General features: G+C 72.9%; 14 protein-coding genes and 1 pseudogene. 9 read left to right on the top strand and 6 right to left on the bottom strand.

Annotation, left to right across the window (positions count from 1 at the left end):
• Positions 1 to 141 precede the first annotated feature (141 nt).
• The 3 genes from IO36_RS34690 to IO36_RS34700 all read left to right on the top strand — a co-directional run bounded on the left by IO36_RS34690 (position 142) and on the right by IO36_RS34700 (position 3,844).
• Positions 142 to 798 carry a response regulator transcription factor gene (locus IO36_RS34690; protein WP_037626066.1) on the top strand — a complete coding sequence of 219 codons (657 nt, stop codon included), beginning with the start codon at positions 142 to 144 and terminating at the stop codon, positions 796 to 798.
• 238 nt (positions 799 to 1,036) lie between these two features.
• The gene (locus tag IO36_RS48615) at positions 1,037 to 2,602 is read left to right on the top strand and encodes a sensor histidine kinase (protein WP_245173589.1); all 1,566 of its coding nucleotides are present in this window, start codon (positions 1,037 to 1,039) and stop codon (positions 2,600 to 2,602) included.
• A gap of 66 nt (positions 2,603 to 2,668) precedes the next feature.
• Entirely contained in the window at positions 2,669 to 3,844 is a 1,176-nt protein-coding gene (locus IO36_RS34700) for an ABC transporter substrate-binding protein (protein WP_037626019.1), read from the top strand.
• Between the two features lie 31 nt (positions 3,845 to 3,875).
• Here the strand turns inward: IO36_RS34700 and IO36_RS34705 are convergent, their stop codons facing one another.
• The 3 genes from IO36_RS34705 to IO36_RS34715 are packed head-to-tail and all read right to left on the bottom strand — an operon-like array spanning position 3,876 to position 12,818.
• Positions 3,876 to 7,232, bottom strand: a complete 3,357-nt coding sequence (locus tag IO36_RS34705; protein WP_245173590.1) for an ATP-binding protein — start codon at positions 7,230 to 7,232, stop codon at positions 3,876 to 3,878.
• A gap of 58 nt (positions 7,233 to 7,290) precedes the next feature.
• The gene (locus IO36_RS34710; RefSeq protein ID WP_037626021.1) at positions 7,291 to 10,254 is read right to left on the bottom strand and encodes an FG-GAP repeat domain-containing protein; all 2,964 of its coding nucleotides are present in this window, start codon (positions 10,252 to 10,254) and stop codon (positions 7,291 to 7,293) included.
• Entirely contained in the window at positions 10,254 to 12,818 is a 2,565-nt protein-coding gene (locus tag IO36_RS34715) for a S8 family serine peptidase (RefSeq protein WP_037626023.1), read from the bottom strand. Before IO36_RS34715 ends, IO36_RS34710 begins: the two co-directional genes overlap by 1 nt.
• A gap of 487 nt (positions 12,819 to 13,305) precedes the next feature.
• Here IO36_RS34715 and IO36_RS34720 point away from each other — a divergent pair, with 487 nt between their 5' ends.
• The 6 genes from IO36_RS34720 to IO36_RS34745 all read left to right on the top strand — a co-directional run bounded on the left by IO36_RS34720 (position 13,306) and on the right by IO36_RS34745 (position 17,394).
• Positions 13,306 to 13,506, top strand: a complete 201-nt coding sequence (locus IO36_RS34720) for a hypothetical protein (RefSeq protein WP_245173591.1) — start codon at positions 13,306 to 13,308, stop codon at positions 13,504 to 13,506.
• Positions 13,503 to 14,141 carry a class F sortase gene (locus IO36_RS34725; protein ID WP_037626025.1) on the top strand — a complete coding sequence of 213 codons (639 nt, stop codon included), beginning with the start codon at positions 13,503 to 13,505 and terminating at the stop codon, positions 14,139 to 14,141. The genes IO36_RS34720 and IO36_RS34725 overlap by 4 nt, the downstream gene beginning before the upstream one ends.
• A 94-nt stretch (positions 14,142 to 14,235) precedes the next feature.
• Positions 14,236 to 14,727 (top strand): RNA polymerase sigma factor, encoded by a 492-nt coding sequence (locus tag IO36_RS34730; protein ID WP_037626027.1) that lies wholly within the window; start codon positions 14,236 to 14,238, stop codon positions 14,725 to 14,727.
• Positions 14,711 to 15,217: a hypothetical protein gene (locus IO36_RS34735; RefSeq protein WP_037626029.1), complete on the top strand. Its 507-nt coding sequence runs from the start codon at positions 14,711 to 14,713 to the stop codon at positions 15,215 to 15,217. The genes IO36_RS34730 and IO36_RS34735 overlap by 17 nt, the downstream gene beginning before the upstream one ends.
• Positions 15,218 to 15,438: 221 nt before the next feature.
• Positions 15,439 to 16,803 carry an FAD-dependent oxidoreductase gene (locus tag IO36_RS34740; RefSeq protein ID WP_037626031.1) on the top strand — a complete coding sequence of 455 codons (1,365 nt, stop codon included), beginning with the start codon at positions 15,439 to 15,441 and terminating at the stop codon, positions 16,801 to 16,803.
• Between the two features lie 63 nt (positions 16,804 to 16,866).
• Positions 16,867 to 17,394, top strand: a complete 528-nt coding sequence (locus tag IO36_RS34745) for a hypothetical protein (protein ID WP_037626032.1) — start codon at positions 16,867 to 16,869, stop codon at positions 17,392 to 17,394.
• Here the strand turns inward: IO36_RS34745 and IO36_RS34750 are convergent.
• The 3 genes and pseudogenes from IO36_RS34750 to IO36_RS34760 form a co-directional block, all read right to left on the bottom strand.
• Positions 17,387 to 18,538 (bottom strand): serine hydrolase domain-containing protein, encoded by a 1,152-nt coding sequence (locus tag IO36_RS34750; protein ID WP_037626034.1) that lies wholly within the window; start codon positions 18,536 to 18,538, stop codon positions 17,387 to 17,389. The two genes, IO36_RS34745 and IO36_RS34750, sit on opposite strands and share 8 nt — an antisense overlap.
• Positions 18,539 to 18,709: 171 nt before the next feature.
• Complete coding sequence (locus IO36_RS34755) at positions 18,710 to 19,393, bottom strand: glycerophosphodiester phosphodiesterase (RefSeq protein WP_037626036.1); 684 nt, start codon at positions 19,391 to 19,393, stop codon at positions 18,710 to 18,712.
• 17 nt (positions 19,394 to 19,410) lie between these two features.
• A pseudogene (locus tag IO36_RS34760) lies at positions 19,411 to 20,559 on the bottom strand (adenosine deaminase); the annotation flags it as partial.
• Between the last annotated feature and the right edge of the window lie 57 nt (positions 20,560 to 20,616).

Raw genomic sequence — 20,616 nt, forward strand, 5'->3', positions numbered from 1 at the left:
GGGCAGGGGGGTGGGGCGGGGCTCGGCGACGGGGCGGCGGGCCGGGCAGTGGCAGGGGTGCGAGGCCGGGCGCGGGGACCCCGGGGCATCCACAGGTGGTGCTTATCCTCGTGTAACCGGGTGGTCGCCACACTGGCCGCCATGCGTGTGCTGGTGGTCGAGGACCATGAAGAGCTCGCCGAGACCGTGGCCGCCGGGCTGCGCCGCGAGGGCATGGCGGTCGATCTCGCGCTGGACGGGCCCACGGCCCTGGAGCGCGCCTCCGTCCACGGGTACGACGTCGTGGTGCTCGACCGCGATCTCCCCGGCGTCCACGGCGACCAGGTGTGCCGAACGCTGGCCGCGGGCGGCAGCCGGGCCAGGGTGCTGATGCTGACCGCGTCCGGCACGGTCGCCGACCGGGTCACCGGCCTCGGCCTCGGCGCCGACGACTATCTGCCCAAGCCCTTCGCGTTCGCCGAACTCGTCGCACGCGTACGGGCTTTGGCGCGCCGTGCGCAACCCGCGCTGCCGCCCGTACTGGTCCGCGGGGAACTGCGGCTCGACCCGGCCAGGCGGCAGGCGACCCGGGGCGGTTCGGGACTCGCCCTGAGCCCCAAGGAGTTCGCGGTGCTCGAACTCCTGCTGGCCGCGCAGGGAGCCGTGGTCTCCAGCGAGGAACTCCTGGAGCGGGCCTGGGACGAGGCGGCCGACCCCTTCAGCCAGACCGTGAAGGTCACCGTGAGCCGGCTGCGCCGCAAACTGGGGGAGCCGCAGCTGATCGCGACGGTGGACCGGGCGGGATACCGGATCGCATGAAGGACGCATCCGCGGGCGTCAACCGGTCCGCCCGGTACGGCACATGTCCGCCAGGGGTATCGCCCGAGCGACCTGCATCACCCGTGCCGTCCTCGGCGCCCGGGCCGTATGCGGCGTTCGTGCCGTCCTCGGCGTTCGTGCCGTCCGCGGAGGGCCCGCCATTCGTGCCGCACGCACGGCGTGTGGCATCGGCCGCCGTCGAGGGCGGGCCCCGCGACGCGTCCGGGGGCGGCACGTGATGGGCGGTGGGCGAGGGGCGGTCCCGGACGGGGGCCGGGGGTGGTCGGTCCGCGCCGGTGTCCGGTGGAGGCTCGCTCCGCGCAGCATCCGCTGGCGGCTCACCCTGATCTACAGCGCGCTGTTCATGGCCGCCGGGGCCGCCCTCCTCGGCTTCACCTATCTGCTGGCCTCGCGGGCCGCGCCGTCGACAGCGGTCGGGGGGTCCTCCGCGGGTTCCGGGCTGCCCGGGATCGACGGCGGAACCCCCGACCCGCCGACCCTCACGACGTACGCCGAGGCCCTGCGCGCCGACCAACTGCACCAACTGCTCGTCGAAGCGGGCATCGCGCTCGCCGTCATGACGTTCGCCTCCGTGGCCCTCGGGTGGCTGATGGCCGGACGCGTTCTCGCGCCGCTGCGCACGATGACCGCCGCCGCCCGGCGGATCTCCGCGGACAACCTCCGCCAGCGGCTGGCGATGCCGGGTCCCGAGGACGAGCTCAAGGCGATGGCGGACACGTTCGACGACGTACTGGGGCGGCTGGAGGGCGCGTTCGAGGCGCAGAAGCAGTTCGTCGCCAACGCGTCGCACGAACTGCGCACGCCCCTCACACTCCAGCAGGCGATCGTGGACGTCGCGCTCGCCGACCCCGGTGCGTCCGTGGAGAGTCTGCGGGCCGCGTGCCTGCGCGTGCGGGCCGCCGGGCAGGAGCAGGAGCGTCTCATCGAGGCCCTGTTGACCCTCGCCCGCAGTCAAGGCGGCCTGCGGCGGCGGGAGTTCATCGACCTCGCCGACCTGGTGGGCGAACACCTGCCGGACGGGGCGGTGATGGAGGGCGGCTCCCAGGACGCCGGGCCGGGGCCGGTGGCGGGCACCGACAGGCCCCAGGAGGACGACGAGTCCGAGCCACGCGCGACCGGGCCCGGGACCGGGACCGGCGACAACGGGAACGGTGGGACTGGGACTGGCGCATCCGAGCTCAGCCGGACCGGAAACGGCGAGCCCGTTACCGCCGGTCCCGGCGACGGCAAGACCGAGCCCGGCAAGACCGAGCCTGGCAGGACCGAGCCCGGCAAGACCGAACCCGTCAAGACCGGGAACGCCGGACCCGAGGACACCCTGCCGCACGTGCGGGCAGCACTCCGTTCCGCGCCCCTTCTGGGCGACCCCCAGTTGATCGAGCGGCTCGTCGTCAACCTCACGGACAACGCCGTACGGCACAACAACCACGGGGACGGCGAGCGCTGGGTCCGGCTGTGGACCGGGGCGGAGGCCGGGTGTCCGGTCCTGCGGATCGACAACTCCGGCCCGGTCATCCCGCGCGAGCAGGTGGCCGGTCTCTTCCAGCCGTTCCGGCGGCTCGGCGCGGACCGGACCCGTACCCAGCCGCGCGGCAGGGGCCGGCCCCGGGACGGTCTGGGGCTCGGGCTGTCCATCGTCACGGCCGTCGCCACCGCCCACGGCGGCACGGTCGAGGCGTGGCCCCGTCCGCGGGGCGGCCTGTCGGTGCGGGTGACCTTCCCGCCGTGCGCGCCGCGGCGCCCGGAAACGGATCGACAGGGTGTCGGGTCGGCGGGCGAGTGATCGACGCAGCGTCCATTGTCCGGACCGAGCCGGGGTCGGCATGCTTCGCGCGTGCCCCTGAATCGGATGACCTCGCCCCCGTCCCGCCGGTCCGTGCTGCGTGCCCTCGGCGGTGGCGCCGTGCTCGGAGCCCTCGCGGGATGCGGGGTGCCGGCGGCGTACGTGGACAAGGGCGACCGGGCCGGTGCCGACCTCTCGGCCACCGACAAGCGGCTGACCTGGGCGAACTGGCCGCTGTACATCGACACCGACGACGATGACACCACCCGGCGGCCGACGCTGGAGGCCTTCGAGAAGCGCACCGGGATCTCCGTCGACTACATCGAGGAGATCAACGACAACGACGAGTTCTTCGGCAAGATCAGCCCGTCCCTGATGAACCACCAGCGGACCGGCCGCGACCTCATCGTCATCAGCGACTGGATGTGTGCCCGGTTCGTCCGGCTCGGCTGGGTCCAGGAGATGGACCGGTCCCGGCAGCCCAACGTCACCAAGTACCTGGACCCGCTGCTGCGGTCGCCCGCGTTCGACCCCGGCCGCAAGTCCTCGGTGCCGTGGCAGTCCGGGATCACCGGCATCGCCTACAACCGCCGCAAGCTCGGCCGCGAGATCCGGCACGTGTCCGACCTGTGGGCCGACGACCTCAAGGGCCGGGTCACCCTGCTCTCCGGTCTGGACGAGTCGTTCGCGCTGCTCATGCAGGCCAACGGCGTCGACATCACGAAGTGGCGGGCCGACGACTTCCACCAGGTGTGCGACCAGGTCGAGCGCCAGGTCCGGCGCGGCCAGATCCGCCGCTTCACCGGCAACGACTACATCAAGGACCTCGCCGGCGGTGACGTGCTGGCCTGCCAGGCGTACTCGGGCGACGTGATCCAGCTCCAGGCCGACAACCCCGACATCCGCTTCGTCGTCCCCGAGGAGGGCGCCGAACTGTGGGCCGAGTCGCTGATGATCCCCAACCTGGCCCGGCACAAGGCCAACGCGGAGAAGCTCGTCGACTACTACTACGAGCCCGAGGTGGCCGCCGAGCTGGCGGCCTGGGTCAACTACGTCTGCCCGGTGCCCGCCGCGCAGGACGTCCTCGCCTCCTCCAAGGACAAGGACACCGCGGCCCTCGCCGAGGACCCGCTGATCTTCCCGGACGCGAGCATGCGGCGGCGGCTCGCGATCGCCCGCGACATCACCGCCGACGAACGCACGCAGTTCGCCAAGCGCTGGAATTCGATAGCCGGCCTGTGACCCCCGGTCGTCGGCCGGGGCCCGGCCGCCGTCACTGCTCGCGCAGCAGGGCCCGGGCCCGGGCCAGCCGGCGTGTGCCGGCGGGGTAGGGCAGCGCACGGGCCAGCGACTCGGCCCGTGTCAGTTCCTTCGCGCCCTCCCGCTCCGGGGCGAGCCGGGCCAACGAGGTGCCGAGGACGATCCGCGCCTCCACCTCGGTGAGGCGTTCCCCGGTCCGTTCGGCCCGGGCCGCCTCGGCGCGCGCGAGCCGCAGCGCGGCCTCGGGCCGCCCCGACATGAGCTCGGCCCAGGCCACCAGCACCGGCGCGTCGTCGCCGTGCCCGTCCAGGGCGTGCAGCGCCTGGTCCGGACGGCCGGTGCGCAGGGCGAGTTCGGCACGCGCCGTGCGCACCTCGTGCTCGGCCTGCCGGTCCCCGAACTCGGCGGCCACCGCCTCCGCCCGGTCCAGGAGCAGCGTGGCCTCTTCCGCCGCGCCCGCGAAGACCCGTACGCGGGCCAGGGTCGCGAGGGCGTACGGCAGGCACCAGGCGTCGTACGCCTCCGCGCCCGCGACCGCCTGTTCCGCGAGGGCGTGGGCGGGCCCGGCCTCCTCCAGCAACAGCCGCAGTTCCGCGAGGTTCCCGCGTTCGAACGCGGCGGCCGTCGGATCGCCGGACCGTTCGGCGAGGCCGAGCGCGCGGGTGCCGATCTCGACCGCATCGCGCAGCCGTCCGGCGCGCCGCGCGTTCTCGCGCAGCATCGACAGGACCGAGCCCAGCAGCGTCGGATCGCCGTACGCCTCGGCCGGGGCCAGCGCCTGGTCGCCCGCCTCGCGTGCCTGGTCGAAGCGGCCGGCGAGCCCGAGGTTGGCGGCCTGCATCGCGAAGGCGCGGGCCAACAGCCGCTGGCCGGACGCCCCCGGTACGTTCCGCGCCGCGGTCAGGGCCTGCCGCGCGGCCTCGTGCCCGGCCGTGTACCGCCCCTGGACACAGCGGACCACGGACAGGGCGACGAAGTGAGTGGCGGCCGGTTCCGGTCCGGTGCGCGCGGTCACCGGGTGCTCCCGCAGCGTGCGGCGGGCGGCCGCCGGTGCGCTCGTCCGGGCCAGGGTCTCGGCGAGCAGCGCCGCGGCGAGGACGGCTTCGTCACGGTCCTCGCGCCGCTCGAACTCCGCCAGCGAGAGCCGCAGGGCGTCGGCCGCCTGCTCGAAGTGTCCCATTCTGCGCAGGACATGGGCGTGGGCGAGCCGGGCGCGGGCCGCGTCGACGTCGAGCCGGGCCACCAGGTCGCGGTAGTAGCGGTCGGCGGTGTCGTTGGCGTACAGCGCCGCGGCGCGCTCGGCCGCGCGGCGCAGGTACTCGGCCGCGCGCGGGTCGTCGGCACGTGCGAAGTGCGAGGCCAGGGTGTCGACGGCGTCGGGGCGGCGTCGTCTGACCGCCTGCGCGAAGGCCGCGTGCAGTTGCCGGCGGCGGACCCCGGCGAGCTGTTCGTAGCAGGTGAGCCGGACCAGCGGATGCCGGAACGCCACCCCTTCCTCGGACCGCCCGGCCACCACGACGGGCCGTTCCTCGACGAGGGAGGCCGCGATGGCCTGTTCCAGGGCGTCGGCCGCGGCGGCGCCGGCCACCGGGGGGTGCAGTCCGTGTTCGGCGACGTCGAGCAGTTCGGACAGTGCGGTGTCGCCGCCCGCCACGGCGAGCGCCTCGACGACGCGGCGCGCGTCCGCGTCGAGCCGTACGAGCCGGTCGGCCACCAGTCCCCGTACCCCCTCGGGGGCGAGGGCGCCGCCGTCCTCGTCGGCGAGACCGTGGGCGAGTTCGAGGGCGAACAGCGGGTTGCCGAGGGAGAGTTCCCACACCCGGTGGATCCGGTCCTCGTGCGGGGCGTCGGTGGTCGCGTCGCGGACGACGGCCAGGCACGCCTCCTTGTCGAGCCGGCCCAGTTCCTCGCGCACGCCATGGCCTCGGCGCAGGAGGGAGGCAACGGCCGAGCGGCGCGCGTCGCCCTCGGGCAGCTCCTCCTCGCGGTAGGTGACCAGGAACCGCAGGGCCGTGTCCCGTTCCACGGCCCGGCGGGCCAGATGACCGAGCAGGCCGTACGAGCCCGTGTCCGCGGCGTGCAGATCGTCGAGGACGACCAGCACCGGACGGGCCGCGGCCAGGTCGCCCAGCAGCGCCGTTATGCCGCGGAAGAGCCGGTCCCGCTCCTCCTCCGGACTGCGTTCACCGGAGGTTCCCACCTGCCCGAGCGAGGGGAGGAACGAGGCCAGTTCGGGGTACTCGGCGCCGACCCGGGCCCGTTCGGTGGCGCTGTGCTCGGCGAGCCAGCCTTCCAGCGCCTCCGCGAACGCCCCGTACGGTGTGTGCCCCTCGGCATCCTGGCCGCCGCCCCACAGCACGGCCGTGCCGTCCGCGGCGGCACGTCGGGCGACCTCGCCCGAAAGGCGGGTCTTCCCGACGCCGGCCTCACCGCTGAGCAGGGTCACGGGCGGCCCGTCCGCGGCGAGGAGCCGTTCGAGCACGGTGTCCCGGCCCCGCAGCGGCCGTCCGCCGTCGGCCCGCAACAGGGCGGGGAGCGGCGGGGCGGCCGGGACGGGGGCGGGCGCCGCGGCCAGCGCGGCCCGGTGCAGCCGCTCCGTCTCCGGGCCCGGCCGTACGCCCAGTTCCGCGGAGAGGACCTCGTGGCACACGTGGTACTGGCGTACGGCCCGGCGGCGCAGCCCCTGGCGCAGCGAGGCGTCGATGAGGACCCGGTGGGCCAGCTCCTCGGCAGGGCTGACGGCGAGGATCTGCTCGGCCGTTGCCGCCGCCTCGGCGGCGGCGCCCCGCTCCAGGTGTTCCTCGGCGAGCCGCAGAAGCAACTGCTCACGCAGCAGGGCGAGCTGCCCGCGCCGTTCCTCGGCCCAGCCGGCGTAGCGGTCCTCCGGCAGGATCTCGCCGGTGAACCGGGCGAGCGCGTCGGTCAGTTCGTCCACGCCGCCGTCGGCGAGGGCGGATCTGCCCGCCGTCTCGGCGTCGTCGGCGTCGATCCGGACCGTGGCCGGGTCGAGGTGGAGCAGGGCGCCGTCCGAGATCAGGTACGAGGAGGCGGCGCGCTTGGCGAGTTCGGGTTCCAGGGCGTGCCGGGCGGCGTGCAGGGCGACGCGCAGGCTTCCGGCGGCGGCCTGGGGGTCGGCGTCGGGCCAGCAGATGTCCATGGCCTGTCCGCGGTGGAGGCGGTGGCCGGGGGTGACGGCGAGGAGCTTGACCAGAGCGCGGGCGCCGGGGCGTGGCCACTTCTCGGCGAGCGGGGGACCGCTGTCGCGAGTCGCGTGAAACCCGCCGAAAAGGCGCAGGCGGAGCAGTGGAGCGGCTGGTTCCGTCCCGTTCGACTCGTGCGCGCCCATGTCGGCGACAGCGTAACCGAGCACGCCGAGGACCCCCTGGGCGAGGCCCAGGGGGTCCGGTTCGGCCGGTGCGGAGCGACGATCAGGAGAGCTTGTACGTGGCGACCTGATGGATGGCGTTGTTCGGGATGTAGTAGCGGCCGCCGAACTCCTCGGCGGTCCGGTCGAAGCCGTTGTCGTCACCGGCGAGCGACAGCACCTCGTCGACCCCGTCGCCGTCCAGGTCGGCGGCGAGGTAGTTCCGCGCGCCCATGAGGGTGACGTTGCCCACGGCGCCCGACCAGGTGTCGGAGCTGTCGAAGATGCTCGGGTCCCACATCTGGAGCCCGCCGTCGACACCCGCGACCAGCAGCCTGCGGCCCCCGGGCCCGGCCATGAAGCCGCCGCCGTAGGACTGCGCGACCACTCCGGCCTTGCTGTCCTTGCCATCGGCCTCGTACCGGCGGAAGGCTGCGGTGCCCCCCTCGTACAGCGCCCCGTCCTCCGCCCAGTAGCTGAAGTGCGTCCACAGGCCGCCGTCGTAGCCGGAGTGCAGTACCTCGCCGGTGCGGCCGTCGCGGATCTCGAAGTAGTTCCGGGGGCTGAGGGACTCGGCCCCGTTGATGTTGATCGGGGCGGTGAGGTTCCACTGGTAGACGACCGCGTGCCCGTCCGCGTACGGGATCTCCTTCGACGCGAGGATGCCGTCGTTCGGGGTGGCGGTGCGGACAGGACCGACCGCGTCGGCCGGGGCCTTCGGCGCGAGGTCCCAGCGGACCTTGCCGTTCTTGGCGTTGAGCGCCACGGCGTCGGTCACCGGGCTGTCCAGGTCGTACGCGTGGAGGCTGGCGTACGCCGCGTACACCTTGCCGTCGTTCACCGACGGGTCGGTGAAGCGCACGTCGCCCGCGCTGCTGGGCGCGCTGTACGTCCACAGCGCGCGGCCGTCGCCGTGGTAGGCGCGCAGGGCGTCGGTCGGGACGAGGATGTCCAGCTCGCCGTCGCCGTCCAGGTCGGCCGGCTTCGCCGAGCGCACGTACTGGCCCTCGCCGCCCTCGATGGTGGCGAGGGTCTTGCCGGTCCTCCCGTTGAGGACGACCACGGCGGTGTCGGCCGCGACGACGACCTCCGGCTTGCCGTCGCCGTTGACGTCACCGGTCTCGACGTCGTGCACCGCGCCGGGCACGGTCGCCTGCCAGAGCTTCTCGGGCTTGCCGCCGACCAGAGAGGGACCCGCGTAGGCCCACACGCCGTCGGAGGACCCGGCCATGACGACGTCGTTCCTGCCGTCCTTGTCCAGGTCGGCGGCCTTGGCGTACCCGATGTCCGCCAGCAGCGGCGTCACGCCCTCGGCCTTGCCGTTGCCGAGCTTGAACGTGCGGATGTTCTCCGCCTGGTCGACGATCCGCACGTGCGTGCCCGCGGCGTCGCTGAACACGTCCTGGTACATCGGCGCGGCGGCAACACCCTTGTTCTGCCAGCTGACCACACCTTTGGCGTTGTACACGGTCAGGGACGCGTAGCGCCCGCCGCCCGGGTTCCCCGCGCCGTTGATCTCGCGGTCGTCCTGAGCGGAGGTGACCAGCTTGCCGCCCGCCATCTGGAGCCGCCAGATACTCGCCGCGTCCTTGCTGTTGGCGGCATCGCGCTTGACCGTGCTCGACCACAGCAGCTTGTCCGGGTCGGTGCCGTCGAGGACGCGAACGGTGCTGGCGTTGACGTAGTAGTCCGCGTCGAGGGAGGACTCGGCGACCGCGTACTCGTCGCCGGCCCTGGCGGTGAGGTCGCCGACCGTCAGCGCGGTGGGCAGGACGTTGTCGCGGCCCTCCAGGGTGGCCCGGTGACCGGTCTTCAGGTCGTAGGACGCCACCTCGTAGTGGACGGCGTCCGTGGAGTCCTGCTGCTCCAGCGCGACGATCCGCCCCCGGCCCGCGTCCACGCGCAGTTGACGGCCGTAGAGCATGCTGTCGGTCTGCCAGGTGACGGAGCCGTCGGCCGTGTCGAGCACGAGTGTGCGGCCGCGCGCGTCGACGCCGGTGGCCTTGGCCAGGTTCCAGGAGACGGCGACCTTGCCCTTGCCCAGGTCCTGGATGTCGCCCCAGTTGGCCTTGCGGGCCTCGCCGGTGTCGTACGTCCAGGTCGTCGCCGGCGTCAGCACGCCCTCCGCGGACGAGAAACGGATGCCCGTCAGGGTCATCGTGGCGGCGGCCGGGACCTTGGAGTCGCCGCTCATCCTCGGTGCGTCGGCGACGAGCAGGGTGCCGTCGACGATCTTGACCATGGAGGCGCGGTTGTACAGCTTCGACCACATGGTCTTGCCGGTCCTGCCGTCGAGGACGGTGACGAAGGTGCCCGTGGTCAGCGACGAGCCCGGAGAGGTGAACGGACGCGGGTACGGGGTGGTGCCGACCTGCGCCGAGAAGACCACGTCCGGGACGCCGTCGCCGGTCAGGTCACCGGTGGAGTAGCCGTTGTCCGAGTTGGCGGAGAACGGCGACACCGCGTTGTAGCCCATCAGGATCTGCGCCGGGTACGGCTCGATCCGCCACGGCTGCGTCGGCTTGACCTGCCAGTCCGTGAAGAACGAGCTGCTGGTGCGCGACCACGTCTCGCCGCCGTCGGCCGTGTGCCGCTGCACGTAGCCCATGCTGTTGAAGGTGAAGTAGTCGCCGTTCCTGCCGACCGGCACGGTGGCGCCCATGCCGCGCACGCCTTCCAGCGTGGAGCCGGCGGTCAGCGTGACCTTGGTCTTCGGGTCGACGGCGTCGGCGGACGAGCCGGCGGTGGACGAGTCGTCGAGCCCCGAGCCGCTTTCGGCGGACTTCGCCGCGTCCAGGGCGGCGGAGGTCTCCTCGGACTTCGGGCTCACCGCGCTGTCGTCGGCGGTGGCGCCGTACGGGTCGATCGCGACCCGGTCGGTCAGGCTCGCGGCCTCGGTGCTGGTCAGCTTCATGGCCGAGCCGCTGTCGTCGGCGGCCAGGGCCTGTGGGGCGGCGGTCAGGCACAGGCCCGCCGCGACCAGGGCGGAGGCGAGCCGCAGGGCCCGCCGTGACTGGGGGGCGCTCATCACTTGGCTCCCTGCGCGAAGCGGACGGCGGTGCCGTCGGCGATCACGGACTGGTTGTAGGAGTACTGGAGGGCGTCGGTGCCGGACTGGTTCGCGATGCCGACGGTGGCACCCGCACCCTTGTCCGCGACCGACTGGTACTGGACCGTCACCGCGCCGGTCGCCTCGTCGAAGACGACCTCGAAGGTGGAGCGGCCCGAAGTGCCGCTGGCGTAGGCGGCGTTGTTCCAGACGATGGCGAACCTGCGGCTGCCCGTGGTGCCGGTGGTGGCGGTCTGCACCGAGGACTTCTTGTCGAGGGTCAGGTCGTCCCACAGCGGGGCGACGATGCCCTTGACGCCGTTCGCGCCGGTCGTCGGCAGCGCGGTGTTGGAGTAGTCGCCGACGCGCGAGGACAGGAAGTTCACCAGGCCGTCGGTCGTGACGGAGGCGGAGGAGTACGAGACCCCGTACAGCTTGGCCGGGAAGGGCAGGGCGACGGTCGCGGAGTCCTCGTCACCGGTCAGGGAGACCTTCTTCGAACCGGCGATCCAGGAGTACGCGGCCGGGGCGCAGCTGTTGCCGTTGGCGTCGGCGCGGGCCGGGACCTGGACGTCCTTGGTGAGGTCGGCCGAGGCGACGGTGGCGGTGCCGGTGTAGACGCCGTTGCACAGGACCGGCGTCGCGGGCTTGACCGTCAGGCTGTAGGTGCCCTCGGCGACCTTCGCGAAGGAGTACGTGCCCTTGGCGTCGGTGGTGGCGGCGGCGACCGGGGCGCCGGTCACCTCGACGGTGGCACCGGCGAGCGCCTTCCCGGTGACGTCGAGCACGGTGCCGGTGACCTTGTGCGAGGCCACCGCCGTCAGCGCGAAGTCCTCGGTGAGGGCCTGGTTGTCGGTGACGGTGACGCCGGTGACCGAGCCGTTCGCGTACCCGTAGCCGCTGAAGGCGAAGGAGTACGTGCCGGCGGGCAGGGGGAGCTTGTACGTGCCGTCGGCGGCGGTGGTCACCGTGCGGACGTCGCCGCCGGTGCCGGTGGCCTTGACGGTGATGTTGCCGAGGGCCGTGCCGGTGGCCTTGTCGGTGACCTTTCCGGTGACGACGGCCGCCGTGTGCGGGGCCTGGTCCACGGAGGCGAGGATGTCGAGCTTGCCCTCGCCCCACACGTTGTTCATGTCGGCGGTGCCGCCGCAATGGGTGTCGTCGACATTGCGCGCGCCCTCGTTGAGCAGCTTGCGCGTCTCGTCGATGTTGCCGATGAGCGAGGGGGCCGCCGACCACAGCAGCGCCACCGCGCCCGCGACGTGCGGTGTCGCCATCGATGTACCGGACTCGGTGTTGTACGACGAACCGGGCCATGTGGACTCGACCTTGACGCCCGGCGCCGAGATGTTCGGCTTCGTCGAGCCGTCGACGAGCGAGGGGCCGAAGCCGGAGAAGGACGCGATGGTACCGGTGGAGTCGTAGGCGCCGACTCCGTAGGACGGGGCCTGTGAGCCGGGGGCGTGGGCGGTGGAACAGGTCTTGCCGTCACCGTCGTTGCCGGCCGCGAACGCCTCGAAGATGCCGGCGGCGTTCCACGCTTCGACGATGTCCTGGTAGAACGTCGTGTCGCCGCCGCCCCAGGAGTTGTTGACGATGTTCGGCGCGAGGTCCGGGCGCGGGTTCTGGCCGTTGTGGTCGGTCGGCGCGAGGATCCACTGGCCGGCCGCCAGCAGCGACTCGTCCGAACAGGAGGAGGACTCGCAGCCCTTGGCGGCTATCCACTTGGCGTTCGGGGCGACACCGATGCCGTGCTTGCCGACCATCGTGCCCATCGTGTGGGTGCCGTGGCCGTTGTTGTCGCAGGGGACGCCGCCGGCGCCGCACTGGCCGGTCGGGTCGTACCAGTTGTAGTCGTGCGTGAAGGAGCCGTCGCCGTTGTTGCCGCGGTACTGGGCGACCAGGTCCGGGTGGTCGTACTGCACGCCGGAGTCGACGTTGGCGATGACGATGCCCTCGCCGCGGTCGCCGTACTGGTTCCACACGTCGTCGGCGTTGATGTCGGCGACGCCCCACTCGGGGGTGTCGTCTCCGTTCGCGGAGGAGTCCGTGCGCGACGTGGTGATCTTGTTGTCGGCGGTCTCGATGTCGTCGAGCTTGTAGTGCTGCTCCTTGACGATCGACGCGACGTCCGGACGCTTCGCCAGCTCGTTCACGAGGTCCTGGCCACCGCTGACCTGGATCGCGTTGGCGATCCAGTAGTCCTGGTGACCGATCTTCTTCTTGTCCAGGAAGGACTTGAGGGAGGCCTGGCTGTCCGCGGCCTTCGCGCGCAGCTCCTTGAAGGCGGCCCTGGCCCTCGCGGCGTGCGTCTTCTGCTTCTTGGCGCCGGACAGGTCCGCCTGGTCCTTCAGGACGACGAAGAACGTCGCGTCGCCGCCCTTGGCCACGGCGGCGGTGAGCGCGGAGTCGACGTCGGCCGACGACGACGGGGCGGCGCCGGCGGCGAGTGCGGGGGTCGACGCGGTCAGCAGGGCGGTCGCGGTGAACGCGGCCGCCACCCAGACGGCGCCTCTGCGCCGGGGCGGTTGGGGCAGGTGCATCGGGGGTGCTCCTCCGGGAACGGTAGGGGGAGCACGGACGCTAGGAAGACACCGTTACTCGGGTATTACAGGGCGCGATGCGGCCGTACAACCGCCTTCATTCCAGGGCGAATCTCTCCGCGGTGTTCCGGTGGCCGGTCCCAACACGACTGTCCGCAAGAAGATGTTGACGCCGAGGCTCAGCGTGATGCCTTCCGCCGACGGCCAGTTCGCCAAGCGCTGGAACGCGATAGCCGGCCTGTGGCCTGGGTGCCGGACCGCGTTCCGGCGCCTTTGCCAACCCTTTACAACCCCGTCCGCCGCCGACTCGTCTCTCCGCTCGATCCGTAACCGGCCCGCCGTTCCCACCGGCGGGGGGGCCGGCGAAAAAAAGAAGAACAAGGGCCGCAACATCTTTAATTCCCCCCCCCCCCCCGCCACCCCCCCCGCGAGCCCCAGCGCGGTCCCGGCCCCGGCGAGCTCCACCGCGACCCGGGCACCCTCCGCCGTGCCCAGCCCCGTTCCGACGCGGGCCCGGGACTCGCGCCAGGTCTCCGTCCGGCCGGCCGGGGCCCCCGACACCGGTGTGACGGCCACCGCCGCGCCGTCCTCCGATGCCGGCGCGCTCGTGGGCGGCAGCGCCGCCGCCCTGGTCGCCGCGGGCGCGGTCGTCCTCGTCGTACGCCGCCGGCGGGCGATCGGGGCATGACGTCCCGCTCCGGGCGCATCCTCGCCGCCACCGCGCTGGCCGCGCTCCTGGTGGGCTGCGGCGGCCGTTCCGGCACCGGCGTGCGGTCCGAGGGGGCGCCCACGAGCGCCCGGCCGGACCGCCCGGCCGCGGCGGCCCCCTCCGGTGACGCGTCCCCGGCCTCGCGGTCCGGTGCGCGTCGGACGGTCCCGGTCCGGCTGCTGATACCGGCCATCGGGGTCGACACCCCGCTGATCCGGCTCGGACTGGCCGCCGACGGGAGCGCGCAGGTGCCCCCGATCGCGGCGCACGACCGGGCCGGGTGGTACCGGTACTCGCCGACTCCGGGGCAGAAGGGTCCGTCGGTGATCCTCGGTCATGTCACCGTCGGCGCGTACGGCGACGGCGTCTTCCGTCGGCTCGCCCGGCTGCGTCACGGCGACCGGATCGTGGTGCGCCTGGAGAAGGGCCGGCCGGTGGAGTTCGCCGTCACCGAGGTCCGTACCGTCGCCAAGGCCGACTTCCCCACGGACGCGGTCTACGGCGACGTGGACCGCCCGGAGCTGCGGCTCATCACCTGCGGAGGTCCCCGCTCCGGAAGCGGCTACCTCGACAACGTGATCGTGTTCGCGGCGATGACCCCCGCGAGCCACTGAACCCCGCCCGGCGATCCGGGATCCTGGGCCGGCGGACCGTACCCCCGCGGCCCGGGATCCCTCCCGTCCGGCACCGTCACGACCATGGAGAACGTTGAAAGGCTCCCGTGAGAAGGCAGCGTCCGAGCTGTTCGCCGCCCTCTACCCACGCCTGGCCGGCTGGTGCCGCCGTCTCGTCGACGACGACGGGACGGCCCACGAGATCGCCTCGGAGGCGTTCACCCGGCTCTGGTCCCGCTGGACCTCCGTGGCCGAGCCGCGGGGATTCCTCTACGTCACGGCGGCCAACCTCGTCCGGGACCACTGGCGCAAGCTGGAGCGCGAACGCAGGGCCGTGCGCCGGGCCACCGCCGAGGCCGCCGTCGGCCCGCGCAACGAACAGGCCGACCCTTCCGTACGCCTGCTCGTGCAGGCGCTGCCCGAACGGCTGCGCGTGCCGATCCTGCTGCACTACTACGCTGACATGCCGATCCGGGAGGTGGCCGCGCTGACCGGGCGCAAGGAAGGAACGGTCAAGTCCGACCTGCACGCGGCCCGCGAACTGCTCCGCGCCCACCTGGGGAGACGTCTTGATCACACACTCTGACGACGGCCCGGACTTCGGCCCCGACGACCCGCTCGCCGTCATCATGCGGCCTCCCTCCGCGTACCTCTCGCCGCCGCCGGGCCGGTTCGAGGCGGTCCGCCGGAGCGCGGCCCGGCGCCGACTGCTGCGCGCGGCGGCCGGGGCGGCGGTGGCGTGCGCGGCCGGCGCGCTGCTCGTGCTGCCGCTGCGGTCGGCGGCTCCGGCCGCGCCCAGGTCCCCGGTGGTCCCGCTGGCCCCGCCGACCGTGACCGGTCCGCCGGCGACGCCCACCCCGCGAGTGTCGCCCGAGCCGTCCCGCCCCCGTACGGAGGGGAGGGACTCCGCCCGCCGGAGCTCCGCTCCCAGCACGGCTCCCGTGCCCACGGGCCGTACGACCGGCACGGTCACCCGCAGTCCCTCGGCCACGGGGACCTCGGCACCCGCGACCGCCCGGCCCTCCGCCGCGCGGACCGGTGCCGTCCCCACCCCGACCAGGGAAGTCCGGCAGTGAGCGGACGCGGGTCCCCGCTGGTCGAGGGGGCCGTCGGAGGGGGGTGCGGGAGGGCCGGGCCCGGCGCTGTGCGATGGTGGCGGGCGCACCCATAACGCGGCCCTTCAGGAGCCATAAGTCGGCCTTATGAGGTCATAGCCCGGACCCGCCTACTGACTTAGGTTTGCCTCAGTTTAGGCTTCCCGTCGAGTCCCCCGCCCCTGCTCGAAGGGAACCTGATCATGCCTCGCCCTCTGCGGGTAGCCATTGTCGGAGCCGGCCCCGCCGGTATCTACGCCGCCGACGCGCTGCTGAAATCCGCAGTGGCCGCCGAGCCCGGTGTGTCCATCGACCTGTTCGAGCGGATGCCGGCCCCGTTCGGCCTCATCCGTTACGGCGTCGCCCCCGACCACCCCCGGATCAAGGGCATCATCACCGCCCTGCACCAGGTGCTCGACAAGCCGCAGATCCGCCTCTTCGGCAACGTCGACTACCCGCGCGACATCAACCTGGACGATCTGCGCGCCTTCTACGACGCGGTGATCTTCTCCACGGGCGCTACCGCCGACCGGGCCCTCGACATCCCCGGCATCGACCTCGACGGCTCCTACGGCGCCGCGGACTTCGTCTCCTGGTACGACGGTCACCCGGACGTCCCGCGCACCTGGCCGCTGGAGGCCGAGAAGGTCGCCGTCCTCGGTGTCGGCAACGTCGCCCTGGACGTGGCCCGCATCCTCGCCAAGACCGCGGACGAACTCCTGCCCACCGAGATCCCGCCGAACGTGTACGACGGACTCAAGGCCAACAAGGCCCTGGAGGTCCACGTCTTCGGCCGCCGCGGTCCCGCGCAGGCCAAGTTCAGCCCGATGGAGCTGCGCGAGCTGGACCACTCGCCGAACATCGAGGTCGTCGTCGACCCCGAGGACATCGACTACGACGAGGGCTCGATCGCCACCCGGCGCGGCAACAAGCAGGCCGACATGGTCGCCAAGACCCTGGAGAACTGGGCGATCCGCGACACCGGCGACCGCCCGCACAAGCTGTTCCTGCACTTCTTCGAGTCGCCCACCGAGATCCTCGGCGAGAACGGCGAGGTCGTCGGCCTGCGTACCGAGCGCACCGCCCTCGACGGCACCGGGAACGTCAAGGGCACCGGCGAGTTCAAGGACTGGGACGTCAGCGCCGTCTACCGTGCCGTCGGTTACCTCTCCGACAGCCTGCCCAAGCTGCCCTGGGACGTCGAGTCGGGCACGGTGCCGGACGCGGCCGGCCGGGTGCTGGAGGACTCGGGCGAGCACCTCGCGTCCACCTACGTCACCGGCTGGATCCGCCGCGGCCCCATCGGTCTGATCGGTCACACCAAGGGCGACGCCAACGAGACGGTCGCGAGCCTGCTCGACGACCACGCGAACGGCCGCCTGCTCACGCCCACTTCGCCCGACCCGGAGGCGGTCGACGCCTTCCTCGGCGAGCGGGACGTCCGTTTCACCACGTGGGAGGGCTGGTACCGGCTCGACGCGGCGGAGAAGGCGCTGGGCGAACCGCAGGGCCGTGAGCGCGTGAAGCTCGTGGAGCGCGAGGACATGCTGCGCGAGAGCGGCGCCTGAGTCGTCGATGCCCCGGACGGGGGCGGTTTTGAACGCGTTCAAGTCGGGGCGTACGCTCCCGGTATGAGCGACAGAGCCGCCCTGCTCCGGGGCATCCGTGCGTGGCTTGCCTTTTTCGTCGTCAGCCTGGTGCTCAGCGGCGCCACGGCCTTCCCGCTGGTGCACGAACTGCGCTGGACAGAGGACCTGTTGAAGGCCCTGTCCGTGCCGGAGCACCTGCCCGCCCTGGCGGACTGGATCGACCGTGTGCGCCACGGCCTCGACACCGCCGACTCCGACTACCCCTTCCTGCTCTACGGGACCGACTGGCTGGCGTTCGCGCATCTGGTGATCGCCGTCGCGTTCTACGGTCCCTACCGCGATCCGGTCCGCAACATCTGGGTCGTCGAGTTCGGGATGATCGCCTGTGCCGGCATCGTCCCGCTGGCCCTGATCTGCGGACCGATCCGCGGAATCCCCTTCTGGTGGTCGGTCATCGACATGTCCTTCGGGGTCTTCGGGGTGATCCCGCTGTACGTCGTCCGACAGAGGATCAAGCGCCTGGAGGCGCTCGGCGCCGGCCCGGCCCCCGTGCCGGTGCCCGCTACCTGAGCGCCGCCAGGGCGATCCGCCGGGACACCGGGTTCATCTCCTCGCCCTTGGCGTCGGTGGAGCCGACCGAGTAGACGACCGTGCGCGACAGGTCCCGGGTGGCCGCGATCACGGTGCTGTAGCCGTACCGGGCACCCGACTTGAGCCAGTAGACCGTGCCCCCGTACTCGAAGCGCTGGAGCCCCGCGCTCATGTCGGCGCCCTCGATGTCCGAGGGCACGGTGAACATCTCCTCCAGTTGCGGCCGCGGGACCAGGTCGCCCCGGAACAGGTGCGTGACCAGCCGCTCCAGGTCCGCGGTGGTGGAGATCATGTCGCCCGCCGCCCAGCGGTCCGCCTGGTTCCAGTCGGTGACGTCCACGAAAGCCGTCGTGCCGTCGGGCCGGGGCACCGCCTGGTACCCGTGGTTGTGCGGGCCGTGGATGCGCGGATCCGTGCCGGGGAAGTACGTGTGCCGCATCCCCGCCGGGCGGAGGATCCGCCGGGCCGCCTCGTGTGCGTAGCTGTGCCCCGTCACCTTCTCGATCAGCAGGCCCAGGACCGTGTAGTTGATGTTCAGGTAGTCCTGCCGGGTGCCCGGCGCGAACTCCGGTCCCTTCGCCACGGCGGAGGCCACCACCTCGCGCGGGGTCAGGGTGTCGAAGCGGTGCGCGTACGCGTCCTCGAAGGCGTCGCCGAACCCGTCCCCGGCCTGGATGCCGCTCGTGTGGTTGAGCAACTGCCGTACGGTGAGCGGCTCGAAGGTGTCCGGCAGCAGACCCGGCAGATACTTCTGCACCGGCGTCCCGAGCCCGATCCGCCCCTCGGCCGCGAGTTGGAGGACGACCGCCGCCGTGACGACCTTCGTGGTGGAACCGGCGCGGAAGCGGGCGTCCGGATCGGCCGCGCGACCGCTCTCCAGATCGTGCACCCCCGCGCTGCCGCGCCAGGTGCCGTCACTGCCCCCGACCCGCACGAGCGCGGCCGTGGCGTCCGCGTCCGGCAGCCCCGCCAGCGCGGCGCGCAGCGCGTCGGCGTCGGGCCCGGCGGACGCCCGCGCCACCGCCGGCGCGGCGGAGGCGAACGCCGGAGCGCCCAGCGGACCGGCGGCGAGACCGAGGACGAGGGCGGCGGCGAGGACGGCTGCGGTACGGCGTACGGGCATGCGGTGCTCCTGGGAGACGTGTGCCGGAAGCGGACACCGCTCATCCTCGGCCGGTGCCCCCGCCCCGGGATCCTCACCAGGCAGGGCACCGACCCCCGTATCCGCGCCGGGGTCGCCCCTAGGGGCACGGCGCCAACTCCCCTGGCTGCCGCACCCCTTGAGCCCCCTCCCTCAGTCCCTGCGCAGGGCCGTCAGCGCGTCGATGCGGTTGGTCGTGATCGAGTCGACCCCCGCGTCGAGCAGCCGGCGCATGGAGCGGCGGGTGTCCGGCGTCCAGACGGAGAGCAGATGGCCGCCGCGGTGGACCCGGGCCGCCAGGTCACGGCTCACCAGTGTGAAGCGGTAGTTGAGCCAGCGCGGCCGGACGACGTCGAGCAGGCCCTGGCGCGGCGGCGCCAGGCTCGTCCAGGTCAGCGCGATCTCGGCGGACGCGTCGGCGGCCCGCACCGCGAGCATGGCGGGGGCCGCGGCGCAGTAGTACACCCGCTCCCCGGCCCCGCACGCCCGCACCACGTCCACGATGTCGCGGGCGGCCCGCGCGTCCACCGATCCCGGCAGGTCGACCATGACCCTGCTGTCGCCGGTCGCCTCGAGGGCCTCCGCCAGCGTCGGCACACCCCCCGCCGTGAGTCCGCGCACCTCGTCGCCGGAGAGCGAGCCGAGCGGCCGGTCGTGTCCCCACAGACGCTTGAGCGTGGCGTCGTGCAGCAGGACGGGTACGCGGTCGCGCGTCAGACGCACGTCGATCTCGACGGCGTCCGCGCCCCGGTGGAGCGCGGAACGCAGCGAGTCGATCGTGTTCTCACGGGCGCGGTAGGGGTCGCCGCGGTGGGCGACTGCGGTCACGGTGCGCATGGGGCCATTGTGGTGGGTCAGAGCGCGAGCCAGGCCGCGGCGTACGTGTCGATCTCCGCGGCGAGTTCCGCCTTCTCCGCCGAGGCCAGGAACGACGCGTTCACCGCGTTCTTCGCGAGCTCCGCGACGCCCCGCTCGTCGAGTCCGAGGAGGCGGGCGGTGACCGCGTACTCGGTGTTGAGGTCGGTGCCGAACATCGGCGGGTCGTCGGAGTTGACGGTGACCGTCACCCCGGCCGCCACGAACTCCTTGACGGGGTGTTCGTCGAGAGTGCGGACCGCGCGGGTGGCGATGTTCGAGGTCGGGCAGACCTCCAGCGCGATGCCGTGCTCGGCGAGATGGGCGAGCAGCCTCGGGTCCCGCGCGGAACTCGTGCCGTGGCCGATGCGCTCGGCGCCGAGGTGGTTCAGCGCGTCCCAGACGGTCTCCGGGCCGGTCGTCTCACCGGCGTGCGGCACCGACCGCAGTCCCGCGGCGCGGGCACGGTCGAAGTACGGCTTGAACTGGGGCCTCGGCACGCCGATCTCGGGGCCGCCGAGACCGAAGGAGACGAGCCCCTCGGGCCGCAGCCGGTCGTCGGTGGCGAGCCGCATGGTCTCCTCGGCGGCCTCGAGGCCGGCCTCGCCGGGGATGTCGAAGCACCAGCGCAGGACGACGCCGAGCTCCTTCTCGGCGGCCTTGCGGGCGTCCTCGATCGCGTCCATGAAGGCGCGCTCGTCGATCCCGCGCCGGGTGGAGGACCACGGAGTGATCGTCAGCTCGGCGTAGCGCACCTGCTGGCGGGCCATGTCACGGGCGACCTCGTACGTCAGCAGCCGGACGTCCTCGGGCGTGCGGATGAGGTCCACGACGGACAGGTACACGTCGATGAAGTGGGCGAAGTCCGTGAACGTGAAGTAGTCCGCGAGCGCCTCGGGGTCGGTGGGCACCCGGGAGTCGCGGTGGTTGGCGGCCAGCTCGGACACGATGCGCGGGGAGGCGGAGCCGACGTGGTGGACGTGGAGTTCGGCCTTGGGCAGCCCCGCGACGAAGGCGCTCAGGTCGCGGGCGTCGTCGCGTGCGGTGATGTGCTCGGTCAACGGGTTCCTCCCCGGAACGGCGCCCCTCGGCCGTGTTCGGCGGGACGCGGGCGATCGGCTGATCGGTGGTTCGGGATCATCGTAGGCGGCCCCCGCGCCCGGGGCCCGGTGCGCCCTGCGGGCGGGGCTCCGTGCCGTCCCGCG

The organism is Streptomyces aureus (genome assembly GCF_000725495.1).
GTDB classification, from domain to species: Bacteria; Actinomycetota; Actinomycetes; order Streptomycetales; family Streptomycetaceae; genus Streptomyces; species Streptomyces aureus_B.

What these genes read in the sequence shown, in the direction of transcription:
- IO36_RS34690 (WP_037626066.1), top strand. Translation starts at nt 142, where the DNA reads ATGCGTGTGCTGGTGGTCGAGGACCATGAAGAGCTCGCCGAGACCGTG.
- IO36_RS48615 (WP_245173589.1), top strand. Translation starts at nt 1,037, where the DNA reads ATGGGCGGTGGGCGAGGGGCGGTCCCGGACGGGGGCCGGGGGTGGTCG.
- IO36_RS34700 (WP_037626019.1), top strand. Translation starts at nt 2,669, where the DNA reads ATGACCTCGCCCCCGTCCCGCCGGTCCGTGCTGCGTGCCCTCGGCGGT.
- IO36_RS34710 (WP_037626021.1), bottom strand. Translation starts at nt 10,254, where the DNA reads ATGAGCGCCCCCCAGTCACGGCGGGCCCTGCGGCTCGCCTCCGCCCTG.
- IO36_RS34715 (WP_037626023.1), bottom strand. Translation starts at nt 12,818, where the DNA reads ATGCACCTGCCCCAACCGCCCCGGCGCAGAGGCGCCGTCTGGGTGGCG.
- IO36_RS34725 (WP_037626025.1), top strand. Translation starts at nt 13,503, where the DNA reads ATGACGTCCCGCTCCGGGCGCATCCTCGCCGCCACCGCGCTGGCCGCG.
- IO36_RS34740 (WP_037626031.1), top strand. Translation starts at nt 15,439, where the DNA reads ATGCCTCGCCCTCTGCGGGTAGCCATTGTCGGAGCCGGCCCCGCCGGT.
- IO36_RS34745 (WP_037626032.1), top strand. Translation starts at nt 16,867, where the DNA reads ATGAGCGACAGAGCCGCCCTGCTCCGGGGCATCCGTGCGTGGCTTGCC.
- IO36_RS34750 (WP_037626034.1), bottom strand. Translation starts at nt 18,538, where the DNA reads ATGCCCGTACGCCGTACCGCAGCCGTCCTCGCCGCCGCCCTCGTCCTC.
- IO36_RS34755 (WP_037626036.1), bottom strand. Translation starts at nt 19,393, where the DNA reads ATGCGCACCGTGACCGCAGTCGCCCACCGCGGCGACCCCTACCGCGCC.